At 62.6% G+C, this 16,245-nt stretch carries 17 protein-coding genes; 8 read left to right on the forward strand and 9 right to left on the reverse strand.

Annotated features, from left to right (window positions below; translation table 11 throughout):
* The first annotated feature begins 68 nt into the window (after window positions 1-68).
* Entirely contained in the window at window positions 69-560 is a 492-nt protein-coding gene (locus AC1MEK_RS10845) for an L-2-amino-thiazoline-4-carboxylic acid hydrolase (protein ID WP_480396275.1), read from the forward strand.
* Window positions 557-1,792, forward strand: coding sequence for an allantoate amidohydrolase (locus tag AC1MEK_RS10850; protein ID WP_480396276.1), 1,236 nt, complete (start codon window positions 557-559; stop codon window positions 1,790-1,792). The genes AC1MEK_RS10845 and AC1MEK_RS10850 overlap by 4 nt, the downstream gene beginning before the upstream one ends.
* A 37-nt stretch (window positions 1,793-1,829) precedes the next feature.
* Here the strand turns inward: AC1MEK_RS10850 and AC1MEK_RS10855 are convergent, their stop codons facing one another.
* The 4 genes from AC1MEK_RS10855 to AC1MEK_RS10870 all read right to left on the reverse strand — a co-directional run bounded on the left by AC1MEK_RS10855 (window position 1,830) and on the right by AC1MEK_RS10870 (window position 7,517).
* Window positions 1,830-4,031, reverse strand: coding sequence for a TonB-dependent receptor family protein (locus AC1MEK_RS10855; RefSeq protein ID WP_480396277.1), 2,202 nt, complete (start codon window positions 4,029-4,031; stop codon window positions 1,830-1,832).
* A 199-nt stretch (window positions 4,032-4,230) separates the two neighbouring features.
* Window positions 4,231-5,733 (reverse strand): tripartite tricarboxylate transporter permease, encoded by a 1,503-nt coding sequence (locus AC1MEK_RS10860; protein ID WP_480396278.1) that lies wholly within the window; start codon window positions 5,731-5,733, stop codon window positions 4,231-4,233.
* 6 nt (window positions 5,734-5,739) lie between these two features.
* Window positions 5,740-6,201, reverse strand: a complete 462-nt coding sequence (locus tag AC1MEK_RS10865; RefSeq protein ID WP_480396279.1) for a tripartite tricarboxylate transporter TctB family protein — start codon at window positions 6,199-6,201, stop codon at window positions 5,740-5,742.
* Window positions 6,198-7,517 carry an LLM class flavin-dependent oxidoreductase gene (locus tag AC1MEK_RS10870; RefSeq protein ID WP_480396280.1) on the reverse strand — a complete coding sequence of 440 codons (1,320 nt, stop codon included), beginning with the start codon at window positions 7,515-7,517 and terminating at the stop codon, window positions 6,198-6,200. The genes AC1MEK_RS10865 and AC1MEK_RS10870 overlap by 4 nt, the downstream gene beginning before the upstream one ends.
* A 143-nt stretch (window positions 7,518-7,660) precedes the next feature.
* On the opposite strand from AC1MEK_RS10870, the gene AC1MEK_RS10875 reads away from it, so the two are divergent.
* Window positions 7,661-8,632, forward strand: a complete 972-nt coding sequence (locus AC1MEK_RS10875; RefSeq protein WP_480396281.1) for a Bug family tripartite tricarboxylate transporter substrate binding protein — start codon at window positions 7,661-7,663, stop codon at window positions 8,630-8,632.
* 65 nt (window positions 8,633-8,697) lie between these two features.
* Here AC1MEK_RS10875 and AC1MEK_RS10880 read toward each other — a convergent pair whose 3' ends face one another.
* From AC1MEK_RS10880 to AC1MEK_RS10895, 4 genes are read right to left on the reverse strand one after another with little or no spacing between them, the layout of a single operon-like run.
* Window positions 8,698-9,858 carry a GNAT family N-acetyltransferase gene (locus AC1MEK_RS10880; RefSeq protein ID WP_480396282.1) on the reverse strand — a complete coding sequence of 387 codons (1,161 nt, stop codon included), beginning with the start codon at window positions 9,856-9,858 and terminating at the stop codon, window positions 8,698-8,700.
* A 30-nt stretch (window positions 9,859-9,888) separates the two neighbouring features.
* The gene (locus AC1MEK_RS10885) at window positions 9,889-10,335 is read right to left on the reverse strand and encodes an NUDIX hydrolase (protein WP_480396283.1); all 447 of its coding nucleotides are present in this window, start codon (window positions 10,333-10,335) and stop codon (window positions 9,889-9,891) included.
* Between the two features lie 8 nt (window positions 10,336-10,343).
* Window positions 10,344-10,865 (reverse strand): HIT family protein, encoded by a 522-nt coding sequence (locus AC1MEK_RS10890; protein ID WP_480396284.1) that lies wholly within the window; start codon window positions 10,863-10,865, stop codon window positions 10,344-10,346.
* Window positions 10,866-10,875: 10 nt separating this feature from the next.
* Window positions 10,876-11,889: a GNAT family N-acetyltransferase gene (locus AC1MEK_RS10895; RefSeq protein ID WP_480396285.1), complete on the reverse strand. Its 1,014-nt coding sequence runs from the start codon at window positions 11,887-11,889 to the stop codon at window positions 10,876-10,878.
* 182 nt (window positions 11,890-12,071) lie between these two features.
* Here AC1MEK_RS10895 and AC1MEK_RS10900 point away from each other — a divergent pair, with 182 nt between their 5' ends.
* The 3 genes from AC1MEK_RS10900 (at window position 12,072) to AC1MEK_RS10910 (ending at window position 13,938) form a co-directional block, all read left to right on the forward strand.
* Entirely contained in the window at window positions 12,072-12,221 is a 150-nt protein-coding gene (locus AC1MEK_RS10900) for a hypothetical protein (RefSeq protein ID WP_480396286.1), read from the forward strand.
* A 105-nt stretch (window positions 12,222-12,326) separates the two neighbouring features.
* A complete protein-coding gene (locus tag AC1MEK_RS10905; protein ID WP_480396287.1) occupies window positions 12,327-13,076 on the forward strand; it encodes an SDR family NAD(P)-dependent oxidoreductase in 750 nt (249 codons plus the stop codon).
* A gap of 25 nt (window positions 13,077-13,101) precedes the next feature.
* Window positions 13,102-13,938 carry a CmcJ/NvfI family oxidoreductase gene (locus AC1MEK_RS10910; RefSeq protein WP_480396288.1) on the forward strand — a complete coding sequence of 279 codons (837 nt, stop codon included), beginning with the start codon at window positions 13,102-13,104 and terminating at the stop codon, window positions 13,936-13,938.
* Window positions 13,939-14,028: 90 nt separating this feature from the next.
* Here AC1MEK_RS10910 and AC1MEK_RS10915 read toward each other — a convergent pair whose 3' ends face one another.
* Complete coding sequence (locus tag AC1MEK_RS10915; protein WP_480396420.1) at window positions 14,029-14,568, reverse strand: cupin; 540 nt, start codon at window positions 14,566-14,568, stop codon at window positions 14,029-14,031.
* Window positions 14,569-14,880: 312 nt separating this feature from the next.
* Here AC1MEK_RS10915 and AC1MEK_RS10920 point away from each other — a divergent pair, with 312 nt between their 5' ends.
* Entirely contained in the window at window positions 14,881-15,576 is a 696-nt protein-coding gene (locus tag AC1MEK_RS10920; protein WP_480396289.1) for a 3-oxoacid CoA-transferase subunit A, read from the forward strand.
* A gap of 8 nt (window positions 15,577-15,584) precedes the next feature.
* Window positions 15,585-16,226: a 3-oxoacid CoA-transferase subunit B gene (locus AC1MEK_RS10925; protein ID WP_480396290.1), complete on the forward strand. Its 642-nt coding sequence runs from the start codon at window positions 15,585-15,587 to the stop codon at window positions 16,224-16,226.
* The last annotated feature ends 19 nt before the right edge of the window (window positions 16,227-16,245 follow it).

A 16,245-nucleotide genomic window follows, 5' to 3' on the forward strand; every position in this document is an offset into this window, starting at 1 on the left:
GTAGTGCCGAGCGCAGTAGTTTTGACACAGCCTGGGCCGGCCCGTGAGAAGCGATGGAGATACCCCACATGAGTCAACATGACGGTGAACTGGGCATTCTGGCCCGGCGGCGCATCGAAGCCGAAATCATCAAACCCATCTACGAAATCCTCGTGCGCGATTACGGCAAGGACAAGGCAGCGGCTGTCATCGGCGAAGCGGTGTCCGAGGCTGCGGTCAACGCTGGCAAGCAGTTTGCCGCTCGCGAGCCCAACGGCCCCGACCTGCAAGGCTTCATTGCCCTGCAGGAACTCTGGGAAAAAGACGACGCGCTGAAGGTGGACGTGATTGCCACCGATGCCACCCATTTCGATTACGACGTGCACCGCTGCCGCTACGCCGAGATGTACCACGCCATGGGTCTGGGCGAGATCGGCCACTTGCTGTCGTGCAACCGCGACGAGCTGTTCATCGTCGGCTACGACCCACGGGTCGAGCTCAAGCGCACCCAGACCATCATGGGCGGTGCTTCCCATTGCGACTTCCGCTACAAGGTCAAATCGCCGGAGCCGGACGCATGATCAAGCCACTGCGGATCAACGGCGAGCGCCTGTGGGGCTCGCTGATGGAAATGGCGCGCATCGGCGCCACCGAAAAAGGCGGCGTGTCGCGCCTGGCGCTGACCGAAGAAGATCGCCAGGGGCGTGACCTGTTCGTCAGATGGGCACGCGAAGCCGGGTGCAGTATTCGCGTCGATGCCATGGGCAACATCTTCGCCCGCCGCGAGGGCCGTGACGCCAGCCTGGCGCCGGTGGTGACGGGATCCCACGGCGATTCGCAGCCCATGGGCGGCAAGTTCGACGGCATTTATGGCGTGCTGGCCGGCCTGGAAGTGATTCGCACGCTCAATGATCTGGATATTCAGACCGAGCGGTCTATCGAAGTCATCAACTGGACCAACGAAGAAGGCTCGCGCTTCGCTCCGGCGATGATCGCCTCGGGTGTGTACGCCGGGGTGTTCGATCTGGAGTACGGCTTGTCGCGCACCGATGCCAAAGGCGTGACCATCGGCCAGGCGTTGCAGGCTATCGGTTACGCCGGTGAGGCGCCCATGGGCGGCCAGGATATTCATGCCGCATTCGAACTGCACATCGAGCAAGGCCCGATTCTCGAAGCGGAAAATCTGACCATTGGCGTGGTCACCGGCGCCCAGGGCCAGCGCTGGTACGAAGTCGAGCTCACTGGCCGCAGTGCCCATGCCGGCACCACGCCAATGAATCATCGGCTCGACGCCCTGCTGGGCATGGCGCGGGTGGCCGAAGCGGTCAACGCCCTCGGCCTGGCCCAGGGCGATGAAGGCCGCGCCACCATCGGACTGGTCAACGTGTTCCCCAACTCGCGCAACGTAGTGCCGGGCCGGGTGTTTTTCAGTGTCGAGTTCCGTCATCCACGGGAAGCCGCGCTTGAAGCACTGGACCTGGAATTTCGCGACAAGGTGCAGCAGGTTGCCGACGGCATCGGCCTGCAAGCGAAGGTCGAGCAGATCTTCCAGTACGCGCCGATCAACTTCGAGCAAAGCTGCATCGACAGCGTGCGCCGCGCCACCGTGCAACTGGGCTACAGCCACAAGGACATGGTCTCCGGCGCCGGTCACGACGCCTGCTACCTGAACCGCGTGGCCCCGACCTCGATGATCTTCGTGCCGTGCGTCGACGGCCTGAGCCACAACGAGGCCGAGCACATTCACCCCGAATGGGCCGAAGCCGGCACCAACGTGCTGCTGCTGGCGATGCTCGACAAGAGCGCACGTTGAGCGCAAGCCATGTGGCCTTTGAACCACATGGCACCGCTTACCTGAAGCTGTACTGCACCCCGGCGTAAGCGCCGAAACCATCACCCGGAATGATCGTCCTGGGGTCGGTGCCCTTGGCATCGAACGTCGGGCTGATCGAAGCTGCGTACTTCTCGTCGGTGATGTTGCGCAGATCCAGATACACCTGCCAGTCTTTCTTCGGCGAGTTCCAGCCCAGCGTCGTGCCCCACAGGTTGTAAGAGCCGGCCGTGGCGGTGTTGGCGAAGTCCACTGCCGTCTTGGAGGCGTAATAGGTGTTCACGCCGACGTAAACGCCGTTGTTGAAGTCGTAGCGCAGTTCGGTCTGGTAGTTGTGCTTCGGAATGCCGGGCAGACGGTTGCTGCCGAACTGATCGTCATCACGGTAGAAGAAATCGCTGTAGGTGTAGGACTGGCGCAAGTGCAGGCTGTCGCCGTTGTTTTCCCACAGCAGCGAGTTGAGCCCCAGTTCCACCCCTTGGTGGATGGTTTTGCTGGCGTTGTATTCGGAGGTCAGCGCATCGGAGGTCGAGGTCGCTTCGCGGATGATCACCGAGAGCAGTTCATCCTGCACCTGGGAGCGATAGAACGTCAGGTCCCAGTCGGTACGGTCGAAGTGGCCACGGGTACCGAATTCTAGGGTGTCGGCCACTTGCGGCTTGAGCTTCTGCCCGCCCGAATTAAGACCGGTGGCGGGACCCGAGGTGAACACTTGCGCCCCCGACACGAATGCCCAGGACTGCTGCGCCTCGACCGTGCGGCTGAGGTTGCCGAACAGCTCGAAGTCCGGCGTGAGTTGATAGCGCACACCGAAACGCGGGGCGAACTTCCAGTCGTCTTTCTCCACCGGGTTGTTCGGGTTGTCGGCCTCGCCGCCCACCGGGTAGGACACCCGCGCCTTGCGCTCGAAGTTGACGGCGGACAGGCCTGCGCTGAGCCATAGCCTGTTGTCGACCACTTCGGTTTCGTTACTGGCGCTGAGCACCATGTCCGAGCCCTGATACTCGGCCTTGCGCACCTCTGCCCCCACCGGCAGATTAGCCGTCACGCCCGAAGGAATGCGCACGGAAGTCTTCGAATAGCCATTCAAATGCTCGGTACGTAGGAAGTTGAGCCGGGTGACGCTGTTTTTGCCGAACAGTTGATCCAGGCGATCGTATTTCAGGCTGGTGGAGTAGTCGGTGAACCCCCACACCGTACGGTTCACCCCTTGCCGGGCGTCGATCGGGTAGTCGTGATAGACCAGCCCCAGTTCCAGATGGGAATCGTCGTCGAAGGTGTACTGGGTCTTGCTGCCGACCCAGGTCGAGCCGGGCTGCTTGCGATGGGCATGCACATTGACGCTGGTCGGGTTGGCCTGTTCAGGGTCGTCCTTGAGCTGGGCCTTGGTGATGTAGCCCGGCGTCTCGTTGTCGGTGGTGCGGTAGCGGTAATAGAGGCGCGTCTTGAGCTGTGGCGAGAACTGATAGCCGACGTTACCGGCGAATCCTGCGCTCTTGCCGCGGGTCTGATCCTGGAAACCGTCGGATGAAGAGTCGGTCAGGCTGACGTAGTAATCCAGTGGCCCGAGCACCTGGCCGGAGCTGATCTGCCGTTTCTGGTAGCCGTAACTGCCTGCTTCGTAACGCACCTGCAGGGGCGCTGCGTCATAGCCGGTCTTGGTGACGTAGTTGATCGCCCCGCCCAGATACAGCGAGCCGATGTCGAAGGCATTGGCGCCGCGCAGAATCTCGGTATGGCTCAGGCCCAGTGGCTCGAACAGCTCGTAGGGCGTGCCGCCCGGCCCCGACACCGGCAAGCCGTCGAACAAGTAAAAGATACCGGCGCGGAAATACCCCACGCCCTTGTTGATCCCGGAGCCGCGAATCGAAATCCGCCCGCCGTCATTGTTGCCGCCGCCCTGAGTGGCGATCACCCCGGGTTGCAGGGCGAACACGTCGGTGGCCGTTGACACCCGGCCCTGCTCCACCGTTTGCGCGTCGATGTAATTGACACCGCCGGCCACTTCCTTCAGCGCCAGCTCGGCTTTCTTGTTGTCGTCGAGTTTGGCGCCTTTTACCACCACTGTGCTCAGCTGTTTGGTCGGCTGCGCGCCACTCGATTCATTCACGTCAACCGACGCGGCGTGCAACTGGCCCACCAGAAAAAACGTGGCGCTCGCGCCCACGGCAGATGGCAACCGGCTGCGCGCCGAAGAACGTGAAGCTCTTCCCTTGTTCATTCCACACTCCTGCTTGACTCATTATCCAGCGCCCGAAAGACGCTGGGTTGGCGCAAGCTACAGAGCACGGAGCGTGCCAGAGAAAAACGCTTGAAATAGGCCTGAAAACCGCGAAATAGAGCGTTCTGGTGCCTCGATCGCGACAGTTGACATACAGTGCCTGACCGAGGCTGGACAGTTCGCGCATCACGGGCCGGCTTCACTCCGGCTCGAATGCCACCTCACGATTGCGGCGCAACGCAGGCATGATCATCAGGATCACCAACCCGAGGGTGGCGCATAGCAGCGCCAGCGAAATCGGACGCTCGATGAACACGGAAAAATGCCCGCGGGAGATCAGCAAGGCGCGGCGCAGGTTTTCTTCCATCAGCGGGCCGAGCACAAAGCCCAGCAACAGCGGCGCAGGCCCCAGCCGCAGCTTGGCCAGCAGGTATCCCGCCACGCCGAAGACCAGCATCTGCCACAGGTCGAAGATCGAGTTCTGCACCGAGAACACGCCGATGGCACAGAACACCAGAATCGCCGGAAACATCAGGCGGTACGGCACCTTGAGCAGCTTGACCCACAATCCGAGCATCGGCAGGTTCAGCGCCAGCAGCATCAGGTTGCCGATCCACATCGAAACGATCAGGCCCCAGAACAGCTCGGGGTTCTGGCTGATGACCATGGGACCTGGCTGAATATTGTGGATCAGCATCGCGCCGATCATCATCGCCATCACCGCATTGGATGGAATGCCCAGGGTCAGCAGCGGCACGAATGAGGTCTGCGCCGCGGCGTTGTTCGCCGACTCGGGCCCCGCTACGCCTTCCAGTGCGCCTTGGCCGAACGCCTGTGGGGTGCGCGAGACCTTCTTCTCCAGCGCATAGGACGAAAACGACGCCAGCGCCGCGCCGCCACCGGGCAGAATGCCGAGAAACGCCCCCAGCGTCGTGCCGCGCAGAATCGGCGCGGCCATGCGCTTGAAATCTTCCTTGCGCGGCCAGAGTTGATCAAGGCCTTGCGTCACGGCGTGGCGCACTTCATCGTCTTCCAGATTGCGCACGATCTCCGCCACGCCGAACAACCCCATGGCCAGGCAAACGAAGTTCAGGCCATCCACCAGTTCCAGTTGGCCGAAGGTGAAGCGTGCGATGCCCGAGTTCACATCGGTGCCGACCATGCCCAGCAACAACCCCACCAGAATCATGCCGATGGCCTGGTAGATCGAGCCGGTCGCCAATACCACTGCGCCGATCAGCCCGAAAACCATCAGCGAAAAATAATCGGCCGGCCCGAAATCCATGGCCAGGTCGGTCAGCGGCCCGGCGAACGCGGCCAATAGCAAGGTGCCGACGGTGCCGGCGAAAAACGAACCCAGCGCCGCCGTGGCCAGCGCCAGACCAGCCTTGCCCTTGCGCGCCATCTGGTAGCCGTCCAGGGTGGTGACCACCGAGGACGACTCCCCCGGCAGGTTGACCAGAATGGCCGTGGTCGAGCCGCCGTACTGGGCGCCGTAGTAGATACCGGCCAGCATGATCAGCGCGCTAGTAGGCTCCAGCGCATAGGTGGCCGGCAGCAGCATGGCGATGGTCGCCACCGGCCCCAGGCCCGGCAGCACGCCGATCAGCGTGCCCAGCAGGCAACCAATGAACGCGTAAGACAGGTTTTGCAGGGTCAAGGCGGTGGAAAAGCCCAGCGCCAGATGATTGAGCAGATCCATGGGGTATCAACCGATAAAGAGAGGCCACAACGGCAGGGGCAAGCCCAGGCCGACGACGAACACCAGCGCACAGAACACGCTGACCACGACGGCGCTCACCAGGCTGGCGCCCCAGGTAAACTGCGCACTGGCGCGACTGCTGACCAGCACCAGCGCAGCGGTGGCGATCAACAACCCGGCCAGCGGCAACAGCACGGCGAACAAGGCCAGCGCGCCCAGCACCCAACCCAGCGGCTTCCACGCCCAGGATTCCAGACGTTGCGCCGGTTGCTGAAGGGACCAGGCCCGCAGCATCGCGCCCGCCCCCAGCCCGCCCAGCCCGATGCCCAGCCAGAACGGAAAGAACCCGGCGCCCATTCGCGCGGGCGTGCCCAGCCCGTAACCGTAGGCGCCCCAACTGAAGGCTGTGCCCAGCAGCAGATAAAGCAGGCCGACGCTGAAGTCGACCTGCTGACGCGGCGCACTCATTGACCGGCTCCCCAGCGCCGATGCGCAGGGCGCGGCAACCCCAGATGCTCGCGCAGGGTGCTGCCGCTGTAGGCTTCGCGGAACAGGCCGCGCTTGCGCAGAATCGGCAGCACGCCCTCGACGAACTGCTCCAGTCCCTCGGGAAAATGTGGCGGCATCAGGTTGAAGCCGTCGGCGGCCTGCCCCTCGAACCAGGCGATCAACTCGTCGGCGACCTGCTGCGGGGTGCCGATCAGAATCTTGTGCCCGCGTGCACCGGCCACCAGATTGCAGATCTGGCGCAGCGTCAGGCCGTCGCGGTGACTCATGTCCAGCAGCAACTGGGCGCGGCTTTTCATGTTCTGCGGCAATGGCAGCTCAGGCAGTGGCTGATCCAGATCGAAGCCGCTCAGATCCTGACCGAGGCGCTCGCCCACCAGCTTCAGCGCGGTATCCAGATCCGTCCACTGCTGCAGACGCTCGAAACTCGCCTGTGCATCAGCCGCCGTGGCGCCCAGGATCGGCATGATGCCCGGCATCACCAGGCAATGCTCCGGCTGGCGGCCATGGGCGACAACCTGACGCTTGAGCTCGCGGTAGAACTGCTGCGCGGCTTGGATATCCTGCTGTGCGGTGAACACCACCTCGGCGATGCGCGCGGCCAGGCTCATGCCCGGCCCGCTGGACCCGGCCTGGATCAACACCGGATGACCCTGCGGGCTGCGGGTCATGTTCAGCGGTCCGTCGATGCTGAAGTGCTGACCGCGATGGTCGAGCCGATGCATCTTGCCAGTGTCCAGGTACACACCGCGCTCGGTGTCACGCACGTAAGCATCGTCCTCGAAGCTGTCCCACAACCCGCGCACCACGTCCACGAACTCTTCGGCCACTTCGTAGCGCTGGTCGTGGTTGGGGTGCGTGGCACGGGTGAAATTCGCGGCGCTGTCATAGCCGGTGGTAACCACGTTCCATGCCGCCCGCCCTTCGGAAATATGATCGACCGTGCCGAACTGGCGAGCCACGGTGTAAGGCTCGCTGTAGGTGGTGGACGCCGTGGCGGCCAGGCCGATCTTCTCGGTGACCGACGCCAGCGAGCCAAGCAGCGTCAGCGGCTCGAAGCGCACGATCATCGAGGGGTGTTCCTGGGCGCTGGTGACCAGTTTGTCGCCGAAGAACACCATGTCCAGGCAGGCGCGTTCGGCCGCCAGGGTCAGTTGCTTGATCAGCTTGAAGTTTTCGCTGCCGCTCTGGGCGCCGGGGTAGCGCCAGCCGCTGGCGTGGTGACCGGCGGCCTGGATGAACAGGCCCAGGCGCATCTGTTGCAGGGTTTGGCTCATGACACTCTCAGCGATATGGAGACGCGCAGCGGGATCGCTGGCGAATAACGATAGAAGAAAACGTTATAGATAACAGTTATTTAATTTCTGAATAATAATAAATATAAATTATCTTTTACGTCTACCTGTCACGCGAGCCTGTCATGCACCTGCTAAAGAAAATCGTCGCTACAGCCCTGATCTCGTTGACCGCCGCCACCGCGCTGGCGCAATCCCCGGATAATCAGCCGTACCCGAACAAACCGATCACCTATGTGGTGCCCTACACACCTGGCGGTACCAACGACAACATCGCGCGGATCATCGCCCGGCATCTGGGCGAGCGGCTGGGGCAGCCAGTGGTGGTGGAAAACAAACCGGGCGCTGCCGGTACGCTGGGCGCTGCGTATGTGGCCCATGCCGCCGCCGATGGTTACACGCTGCTGAACGCTTCCATCGGCAACCTGGCCATCGCACCGCAACTGGTGCCGGTGCAGTTCGACCCGTTCAAGGACCTCACCCCCGTGGCGCACTTGGCCGGGTCGCGCTCGGTGATTGCGGTCAACCCGAAGCTGCCGATTCATTCCATTGCAGAACTGGTCAGCTATGCCAAGGCGCATCCGGGCCAGCTCACCTACGGCACCTCGGGCAACGGCACGCCGGGGCACATCTCGACGGAATACCTCAAGCTGCTGGCAGGCATCGACCTGGTGCATGTGCCCTACAAAGGCAGCGCCCAGGCCCTGACCGATGCCACGGCAGGCCACATCGATCTGGTCAGCGATCCGCTGGCCAACACCTTCGTGCAGGCGGGGAAACTGCGCGGGCTGGCGTTCTTCGGCACAGATGAGGCCCCGGACCTGCCCGGCGTGCCGCCACTGACCGAGAGCTACCCACAGTGGAAATTTTCAGGCTCTTTCGTGGCCATGGCGCCGACGGGAACGCCGCCACAGGTGTTGGCCACTATTCGCAAGGCATTCGACGACGTGCTCAGTGAACCGTCGACCATCAGCGAACTGAAAGCGCTGGGCATGGCGCCGCAGCGCTTGAGCACCGAGCAGACGGCGGCGCTGATTCAAGTCACCCATGACCTGAGCAAGGACATCATTGCCCAGGCGCATATCAAAGCGGATTGAGGGCGATTGTGGCCGGGAAGCCGGACCGCCATGAAAGCCAGGTGTCGTGGCCGAGCGTGCACGCATCACGCTTCGGTGTTACTGGCTTCTCGATCCCGAAAAGCCTCAACGCCCCGTCGATACACCAGCGTGTCACAGACACCGAACTTCTCCGACTGCCGCGCACCCACGATGACGTTCACCTGGCGGAAACCCACCGACTCGGCCAGTCGTTGGCTGGCTTCATTGGCCGACGATGTGGTCAGGTGCAGCGCTTGCCCTTTCAAGGCGGCCACCAGCGCGGCCAGCGCTTCGCTCATCAGCCCCTTGCCGGCATGGCGCTGGTTGGCCCAGTAGCCGACTTCGAACGGCTCGGGTGCGTCGGGGCGCGGCAAGAGCCCGATGCAGCCGACGATATCGGCAGGCTCATTGCGGGCAATCACGAAATAACGCTTCTCCCCTGCCGGCAGGAAATAATCCCGCGCCGCGACCTCCAGGCTCTGCTGCGCCTCCTCCAGCGTCCAGTGCGGCTGGTTCCACAGCAGAAAGTCACGGTGCAACTCGAAACTGGCGTTCAGGGCATCGGCCAGCCTGGGTGCCAATCGCGTATCAGCGGGCACCAGGGCCACCCGCTCGGTTGTCAGGTTGAACGGCACCCGCGGCGATCGCGCGTGGGCATGGGTCCAGACCACATCTGATGCCAGCGCGGGGTGTGCAGTGGCCTCGCGCTTCTCCAGCAGATGCACCGTCGGATCCTCTTCACGAGGACCCAGGTCATGCCAGCCCTGTTTGCGATAGAAATTCCAGGCGGCAGTGTTGGTCGGGCTCGCAGACAGCCGAATCGATCGGCAACTCAGTCCGCTCAGATACGTCCACGCATACGCCTCCAGCAAGCGTCCCAACCCCTGCCCCCGAACATCAGGAACCAGGTAGAACAGGTTGACGTAGCCGATGCTGCGCTCACTCGGCACCCGGCCCATCTCGATCTGCCCGATGATCGTATCGCCACGCCACAGATGCACCAGACAGCCTGGCAAACGGTCGGCGCGGGTTCTCAGCCAGTCGGCGTAACGCTCGGCACCCCGTCCGTCGCTCTCATGAAATCGCTCGGCCGAGCCGAATCCGCAAACGTGGGTATCGATCCGAAAGCGCACACAGATATCCATGTGTGCGTCCAGATCGATGGGTTTGAAAACCAGGGTCGAGTCTTTATCGGGGTTGATGCCTAGGGTTGAAATCCTGTTCACAGGTGCTCCTTTTTTGCGGCCATAGCGTGGTCAATTCAATAACGACAGCGACGTCAACAACGCCTGTAACCCTTCCGGCACCAGTGGGGACGCTTCGGTGAACGATGCGCTGTCGCACCATTTCGCCCTGAAGGGCGCGCCGTCGCTCTCTTCGCCTTCCAGCCACGGCAGCTGATACAGCGAGGCGTCTTCGAAACGGGCGTCATAGACCTGCACCACTTCATGCCCCGGTTTGCCCAGGTAGGTGAAGATGCTCTCCAGCGTGCCGATCAGGCGCAGGTCGGTGATGGGCTGGCCCAGCTCCTCGCGGATTTCACGAACGATGGCGTCAGCGCTGCGCTCGCCGAACTCGATGCCGCCGCCCAGTGGACGAAACAGCGTCAGTCCTTTCACAGGGTCGACGAATTCGTTGACGAGGATTTTTCCCTGATGATGAAAGATACACAGGGCAAGGTGGCGAATACGGAGTTCAGGCATTGCAGCGCTCAAGCAGGTTGTAAAGGGTTGGCAAACGCCGAGCGCAAGCGCTCGATAACCTGCTCGATCGAAGCCCCTTGCACCGCGCGCGGGGGCTGGCGCTCACCGAACTCTCGCCAGATGAACAGCGTCAGCTCCGCGCCATCGGTGCGGGTCTGGGCCTTTTGCGGATTGGCGAAGGTATTGAGCAAGCGATAACGCTCATCCTCCCAGAACAACTTTTCCACCCATGCGTAGACAGGGATCAGGTGGAAGTGGATCGGATAGCCCGGCGAATGGCCGTAACGGCTGATGTACAGGCGTTCAGGCTTGAGGGTGTCCTGTACCAAGCGCTGGGCCCGGGCCAGCAGCTCGGCGAATTCGTGCAGGGCCTGGGGCGGCAAGTCGGCCAACGACTCGACTGGCGCCTTGGCACCCAGGATCAGGTACCCCGGCAACGCCGTGGCGAAGCTGTGGTTCAGGACCCAGTGCTCGGTCTCATGCACGATAAAGGGCTGCGGGATGTAAAACTGGCTGTCGATCACTGACATGGGCTGTCCTTCATTGGGTTTGCGATGAAATGCTCACAGGTTCTGGTGGAACGGTTTCGACCCAGGCGAAACCCTCTTCACGAGAAGGCGGTTCGAGCATGGCGAATACGCTTCGGATGGCGTCTTCCGGGACCTGTTTGTCTGCACTGCGTCGGGCGTTTCGTTGCCGCGCCAAGGCCAGGGGTACCTGCACGAATATCGCGATCACTGGCACGTCGAACTCGGCGGCGATCTTGAGCAGCGTCTGCCGATGACGCCGGGCCGGCAATGCCGCGTCGAACACGATAGCGCTCGCACCGAGCCTGCCGTGGTTGTCTATCACCCAGCGCGACTTGCCGCTGCCCTGCACGCCCATCACCAGATACAGGTGAGTGCCGGGCCGCTTCTGCGCCAGTTCATCGCGCAATCTCGCCCGGCATCGATCCCACGCCAGACGGTTGCGTTCTTCGGTGAACACCCGACCGAATTCGGTTTCCAGGTAGTCGTCAGGGTTGATGATCACCGGCTGTCCTGCGACCGTCCGGTCGGGCTGTTTTTCCAGCAGGTTGACGAAGGGCGCATCCTCGCGCGGCCCGAGATCCTGCCAGCCGTTGCGCAGGTAAAACCCCAATGCGCCCAGGTTGGTGGGGCTCGCCGACAGTCGCAACGCACGGCAGCCCTGCTGCGCAAGAAAGGACCAGGCATACGCCTCCAGCAATACGCCCAGACCCCGTCCACGGGCCTCGGGCACCAGGTACAGGAGGTTGATGTAGCCGATCGTGGGATCGCTCTCGACCCGGCTCATGTTGAGCTGGCCGATGATCTCGCCGTTCTGCCAGACATGCACCAGACAACCAGGCTTGAGCGCCACCCGTTGCCGCAGCCAGGCGATGTGGCGCTCGGCGCCCTTGCCATCGCTCTCGTGGAAGCGCTCGGCCGACCCAAAGCCGATGACGTGCACATCGATGGCGAAGCGAACGCAGAGGTCCGCGTGGGTATCGAGGTCGATGGGTTTGAACGTCAGCAAAGGTGCAAGGTCCGTCATGCCGTTAAAGACTCCTGTCAGGTCGACCATTCGGCGGCATTCAGTGCCCGGGTGTCAACCTTGGGAGCAACCAGGATCTGCACCGCATCGGCAAACGGCTCTAGCACCTTGAGCAATCCCTGCTCACTCTGCCCCGCGTCAGCCACGGCGATGATCAGATGCCCCTGGGCCCGTCCCTGTAAATGCTCGATGTTGCCGAGTACCAGGTTGACGCCGACGCCTGGGCCATCTGGGAGCCGTTTTCCTCGCTCGCGCAGCAGGCGACGGCGGATCTGTTCTACAGCAACCGATTACTGCCCAAGAAGATCGACGTGAGTGCGGCAACCCATTGACAGCATCGGGTTCGGTTGCGCGAACGGGAGGCGCTATATCGTTAGCGTTCGAAATTCTATTTGACGGCAGATAGGGCACGTTAGAGTGGTGACATTACGTTTGCCATGGAGAACAGCATGTCCTCACCTGCTCGTAAAGTTGCGTGGGTCAACGGTGTCGGCGCCGTGCAGGGGCTCGGTGCAGCCATTGCACGGCGCTTCGCTGCCGAAGGCTATCGGGTCGTGGTCAGCGGGCGCAGTCGCGACAAGCTCGACGCGGTGGTCGCAAGTATCCGCGACGAAGGCGGCGATGCTGTCGCGGTGGTCGCGGATGCGGGGGTCGAGCCGGATGTGTTGGCCGCGGTGGCTCAGGTTCGTCAGGCAGGGCCGTTGCACGCCGCGGTGTTCAACGTCGGCAACTCGGTGGCAGCCCCGTCGCTGGAACTTACGGCCGAGCTGTTCGAGCAGACCTGGCGAGCGGCCACGCTGGGCGGCTTTCTGTTTGCACGGGAAGCGACTCGGCTGTTGCTGGAAAACGGCGGTGGATCGCTGTTGTTCACCGGCGCTACGGCATCGCTTCGGGGAAAACCGCCCTACACCGCTTTCGCGGCCGCCAAAGCCGGTTTGCGCTCGCTCAGCCAATCCTTCGCGCGCGAATTCGGCCCCCGTAACGTGCATGTCGCCCATGTGGTCATCGACGGTGGAATCAACGGAGAACGGTTACGCAACCGCGCTCGCGACCGGTTCGAGCAGTTGGGCGAGGACGGCACGCTGGCCCTCGAAGACATCGCCGACGCTTACTGGTACCTCCATTCGCAGCCTCGCAGTGCCTGGACCCAGGAGCTGGATCTGCGTCCTTTCAAGGAACCTTTCTAACGCCAGCCCGGCGTGAGGAGTCGCTATGGGTATTCACCAACCACATCTGCTGCATGAGTCGGTCACCGGCGAACTCAACTACCTGCTGGATGACGGCACGCGGCCAGTCAACTATGCCTACCCGCGGGAAAATGGCTTGCCACAACGCATAGGCACCGTGCAGCCGACCCGAGTCCAGATCCATAACGCACGCCTGCTGGCCACTGCTCCGCGGCTCGACGATCAAGGGTTTCAACGTGTCGAGCACGCCAGCGAGGTCTTCGACTTCGAAGACGAACAGCAGGTGCGCGAGCGCTACTACGCCGAATCCGATGCCTTGGTGCGTCAGGTCACAGGCGCCGTGAAAACGGTGATCTTCGACCACACCGTGCGCATCGATCAGCCGGGCCGCGAAGCCGCCGGCCTGCGGGAGCCGGTGCGTTACGTGCACAACGACCAGACCGAACGCTCGGCCATTCGCCGGGTACGTGATCATCTACCGCCGGAAGAAGCCGAACAACGGCTGCTCAAACGCTTTGCGATCATCAACCTCTGGCGCCCCATCGGCGGGCCGGTGTTCACCACGCCGCTGGCCGTGTGTGACGCCAGCAGTATCGCTGCTTCAGACTTCCTGGCCAGCGATCTGGTGTATCGCGATAAAGTAGGCGAGACCTTTGCACTCAAAGCCAACCCTCAACACCGCTGGTTTTACTTCCCGCAACTGCGACCAGACGAAGCGCTGCTGCTGAAGATCTACGATTCACGTCAAGACATCGCCGCCCGGGCAGGCGCCCATACCGCCTTCGATGACCCCACCACACCCGCCGATGCACCGCCGCGGCAAAGTATCGAGTTGCGGCTGCTGGTGTTTTTTGATGAGTGAGGGTTTGCGATACCGGCGCACCGTGAAGATCGTGTGATCACTGCGAAACTGCCGTGACGCCACAGCATCTGTCATTGCCGTTCGGACAGATCAGCCTCTGCCAGAAAGACGCGTGCGCCAGAACTCCACGACACCGCCCTTTTGGCCCAGCACCGGGTCGGAGTGGGGAAATGGCAAATGTGCAATCTGTTCGATCTGCGCAGCGGTGGCCGGGCCACGGTTGATGTCACCCTCCTGCCCCGGCGGATAAGCACCAACCACACTGAAATCATCGCTGGACCCCAGGTTGCAGTGCCCCGTGCCCGCAGGCAGCAACAGTACATCCCCGGCCCTGACCTCCAGCACATGGCCGTTCGGCCCACCCAGCATCAAGCGTGCATGCCCGGCGTAAACGCCCAGCACTTCATGGCCGTGGGTGTGGTAGTGGTGATACGTGAACACGCCATAGCGCCATTGCGGCGGCCAGCCATTGGCGGCAAATGTGCGTTCGAACAGGGATGCGGGATCGCTGCCGGTAACGTCCAGCGCAGCCGGGTAAATCAGCACCGGCAGCGTCGGATTGTTGGGAATACCGCCGTTGGCTTTTAACACCAGCGTCTGCACGGCGGGTGTGGCTTGCACAGGCTTCATGGTCAATGCTCCGATGCCGGTAAGGCTCAGCAAGGTCAGTGTATTGAACTGACGTCGGGCCAGCGTCATGGTTCGAACTCCTTGCGCCGTTTATTGGCGAACTGTTTCCCCGTTGGATAATAGCGATGCCCGTATATCGCACAACCGTTCGATAACCGCACAACTTCCCATTCTCCCTCTCTCTTATTCCCCGCTATTGCGGCACGCTATAGGCCAGACCCACAAACAATGACAGGCGTTTCTGGTCTGCTCGCCCAAGCGCGCTCTGGCCAGATCGTCACCCCACACTCCAGGACAAACCAGGAGCTCACTTTGATCAACAAAACCTTCGAGACCATCGCCAGCGCGGTGCAAGGCATCACAGACGGCTCGACCATCATGGTCGGCGGCTTCGGCACGGCCGGCATGCCGTCCGAGCTGATCGATGCGCTGATCGACATCGGCCCTCGCGACCTGACCATCATCAGCAACAACGCCGGTAACGGCGAGATCGGCCTGGCCGCGCTGCTCAAGGCAGGCAGCGTGCGCAAGGTGATCTGTTCCTTCCCGCGCCAGTCGGACTCCTATGTGTTCGACGAGCTGTACCGCGCCGGCAAGATCGAGCTGGAAGTGGTGCCCCAGGGCAACCTGGCCGAGCGTATCCGCGCGGCAGGCTCGGGGATCGGTGCGTTCTTCTCGCCAACCGGCTACGGCACGCTGCTGGCCGAGGGCAAGGAAACCCGTGAGATCGATGGCCGCCAGTACGTGCTGGAAATGCCGCTGCACGCGGATTTCGCACTGATCAAGGCGTACCAGGGTGATCGCTGGGGCAACCTGGTCTACCGCAAGGCCGCGCGCAATTTCGGCCCGATCATGGCCATGGCCGCCAAGACCGCCATCGCCCAGGTTGACCGGATCGTCGAGCTCGGCGAGCTGGATCCGGAGCACATCATCACCCCGGGTATTTTCGTTCAGCGCGTGGTCGCCGTTTCCGGCGCTGGCGCTTCGTCGATCGCCAACGCTGTCTGAGGCCTGCCATGACTATCACTAAAAAGCTCTCCCGCACCGAGATGGCCCAGCGCGTGGCCGCGGACATCCAGGAAGGCGCGTACGTCAACCTGGGCATTGGCGCACCGACCCTGGTGGCCAACTACCTGGGCGACAAGGAAGTGTTCCTGCACAGCGAGAACGGTCTGCTGGGCATGGGCCCGAGTCCCGCGCCGGGCGAGGAAGACGACGACCTGATCAACGCAGGCAAGCAGCACGTGACCCTGCTCACCGGCGGTGCCTTCTTCCATCATGCCGACTCGTTCGCGATGATGCGCGGCGGCCATCTGGACATCGCCGTACTGGGCGCCTTCCAGGTGTCGGTCAAGGGTGATCTGGCCAACTGGCACACCGGCGCCGAAGGTTCGATCCCGGCCGTGGGTGGCGCGATGGACCTGGCCACCGGCGCACGCCAGGTGTTCGTGATGATGGATCACCTGACCAAGTCCGGCGAAAGCAAGCTGGTGCCCGAGTGCACCTATCCGCTCACCGGCATCGGCTGCGTCAGCCGTATCTACACCGACCTTGCCGTGCTGGAAGTGACGTCCGACGGCCTGAAAGTGGTGGAGATCTGCTCGGACATCGACTTCGACGAATTGCAACGACTCAGTGGCGTGCCGCTGATCAAGTGACGCGCGGTACCCGCCGGCA

This window comes from Pseudomonas sp. 2 (assembly GCF_056627435.1).

Bases quoted from the DNA above. Each gene is read 5' to 3' on its own strand.
- AC1MEK_RS10845 (WP_480396275.1), top strand. From the start codon at position 69: ATGAGTCAACATGACGGTGAACTGGGCATTCTGGCCCGGCGGCGCATC.
- AC1MEK_RS10850 (WP_480396276.1), top strand. From the start codon at position 557: ATGATCAAGCCACTGCGGATCAACGGCGAGCGCCTGTGGGGCTCGCTG.
- AC1MEK_RS10855 (WP_480396277.1), bottom strand. From the start codon at position 4,031: ATGAACAAGGGAAGAGCTTCACGTTCTTCGGCGCGCAGCCGGTTGCCA.
- AC1MEK_RS10860 (WP_480396278.1), bottom strand. From the start codon at position 5,733: ATGGATCTGCTCAATCATCTGGCGCTGGGCTTTTCCACCGCCTTGACC.
- AC1MEK_RS10865 (WP_480396279.1), bottom strand. From the start codon at position 6,201: ATGAGTGCGCCGCGTCAGCAGGTCGACTTCAGCGTCGGCCTGCTTTAT.
- AC1MEK_RS10870 (WP_480396280.1), bottom strand. From the start codon at position 7,517: ATGAGCCAAACCCTGCAACAGATGCGCCTGGGCCTGTTCATCCAGGCC.
- AC1MEK_RS10875 (WP_480396281.1), top strand. From the start codon at position 7,661: ATGCACCTGCTAAAGAAAATCGTCGCTACAGCCCTGATCTCGTTGACC.
- AC1MEK_RS10885 (WP_480396283.1), bottom strand. From the start codon at position 10,335: ATGCCTGAACTCCGTATTCGCCACCTTGCCCTGTGTATCTTTCATCAT.
- AC1MEK_RS10890 (WP_480396284.1), bottom strand. From the start codon at position 10,865: ATGTCAGTGATCGACAGCCAGTTTTACATCCCGCAGCCCTTTATCGTG.
- AC1MEK_RS10895 (WP_480396285.1), bottom strand. From the start codon at position 11,889: ATGACGGACCTTGCACCTTTGCTGACGTTCAAACCCATCGACCTCGAT.
- AC1MEK_RS10900 (WP_480396286.1), top strand. From the start codon at position 12,072: ATGCTCGATGTTGCCGAGTACCAGGTTGACGCCGACGCCTGGGCCATC.
- AC1MEK_RS10905 (WP_480396287.1), top strand. From the start codon at position 12,327: ATGGAGAACAGCATGTCCTCACCTGCTCGTAAAGTTGCGTGGGTCAAC.
- AC1MEK_RS10910 (WP_480396288.1), top strand. From the start codon at position 13,102: ATGGGTATTCACCAACCACATCTGCTGCATGAGTCGGTCACCGGCGAA.
- AC1MEK_RS10915 (WP_480396420.1), bottom strand. From the start codon at position 14,568: ATGAAGCCTGTGCAAGCCACACCCGCCGTGCAGACGCTGGTGTTAAAA.
- AC1MEK_RS10925 (WP_480396290.1), top strand. From the start codon at position 15,585: ATGACTATCACTAAAAAGCTCTCCCGCACCGAGATGGCCCAGCGCGTG.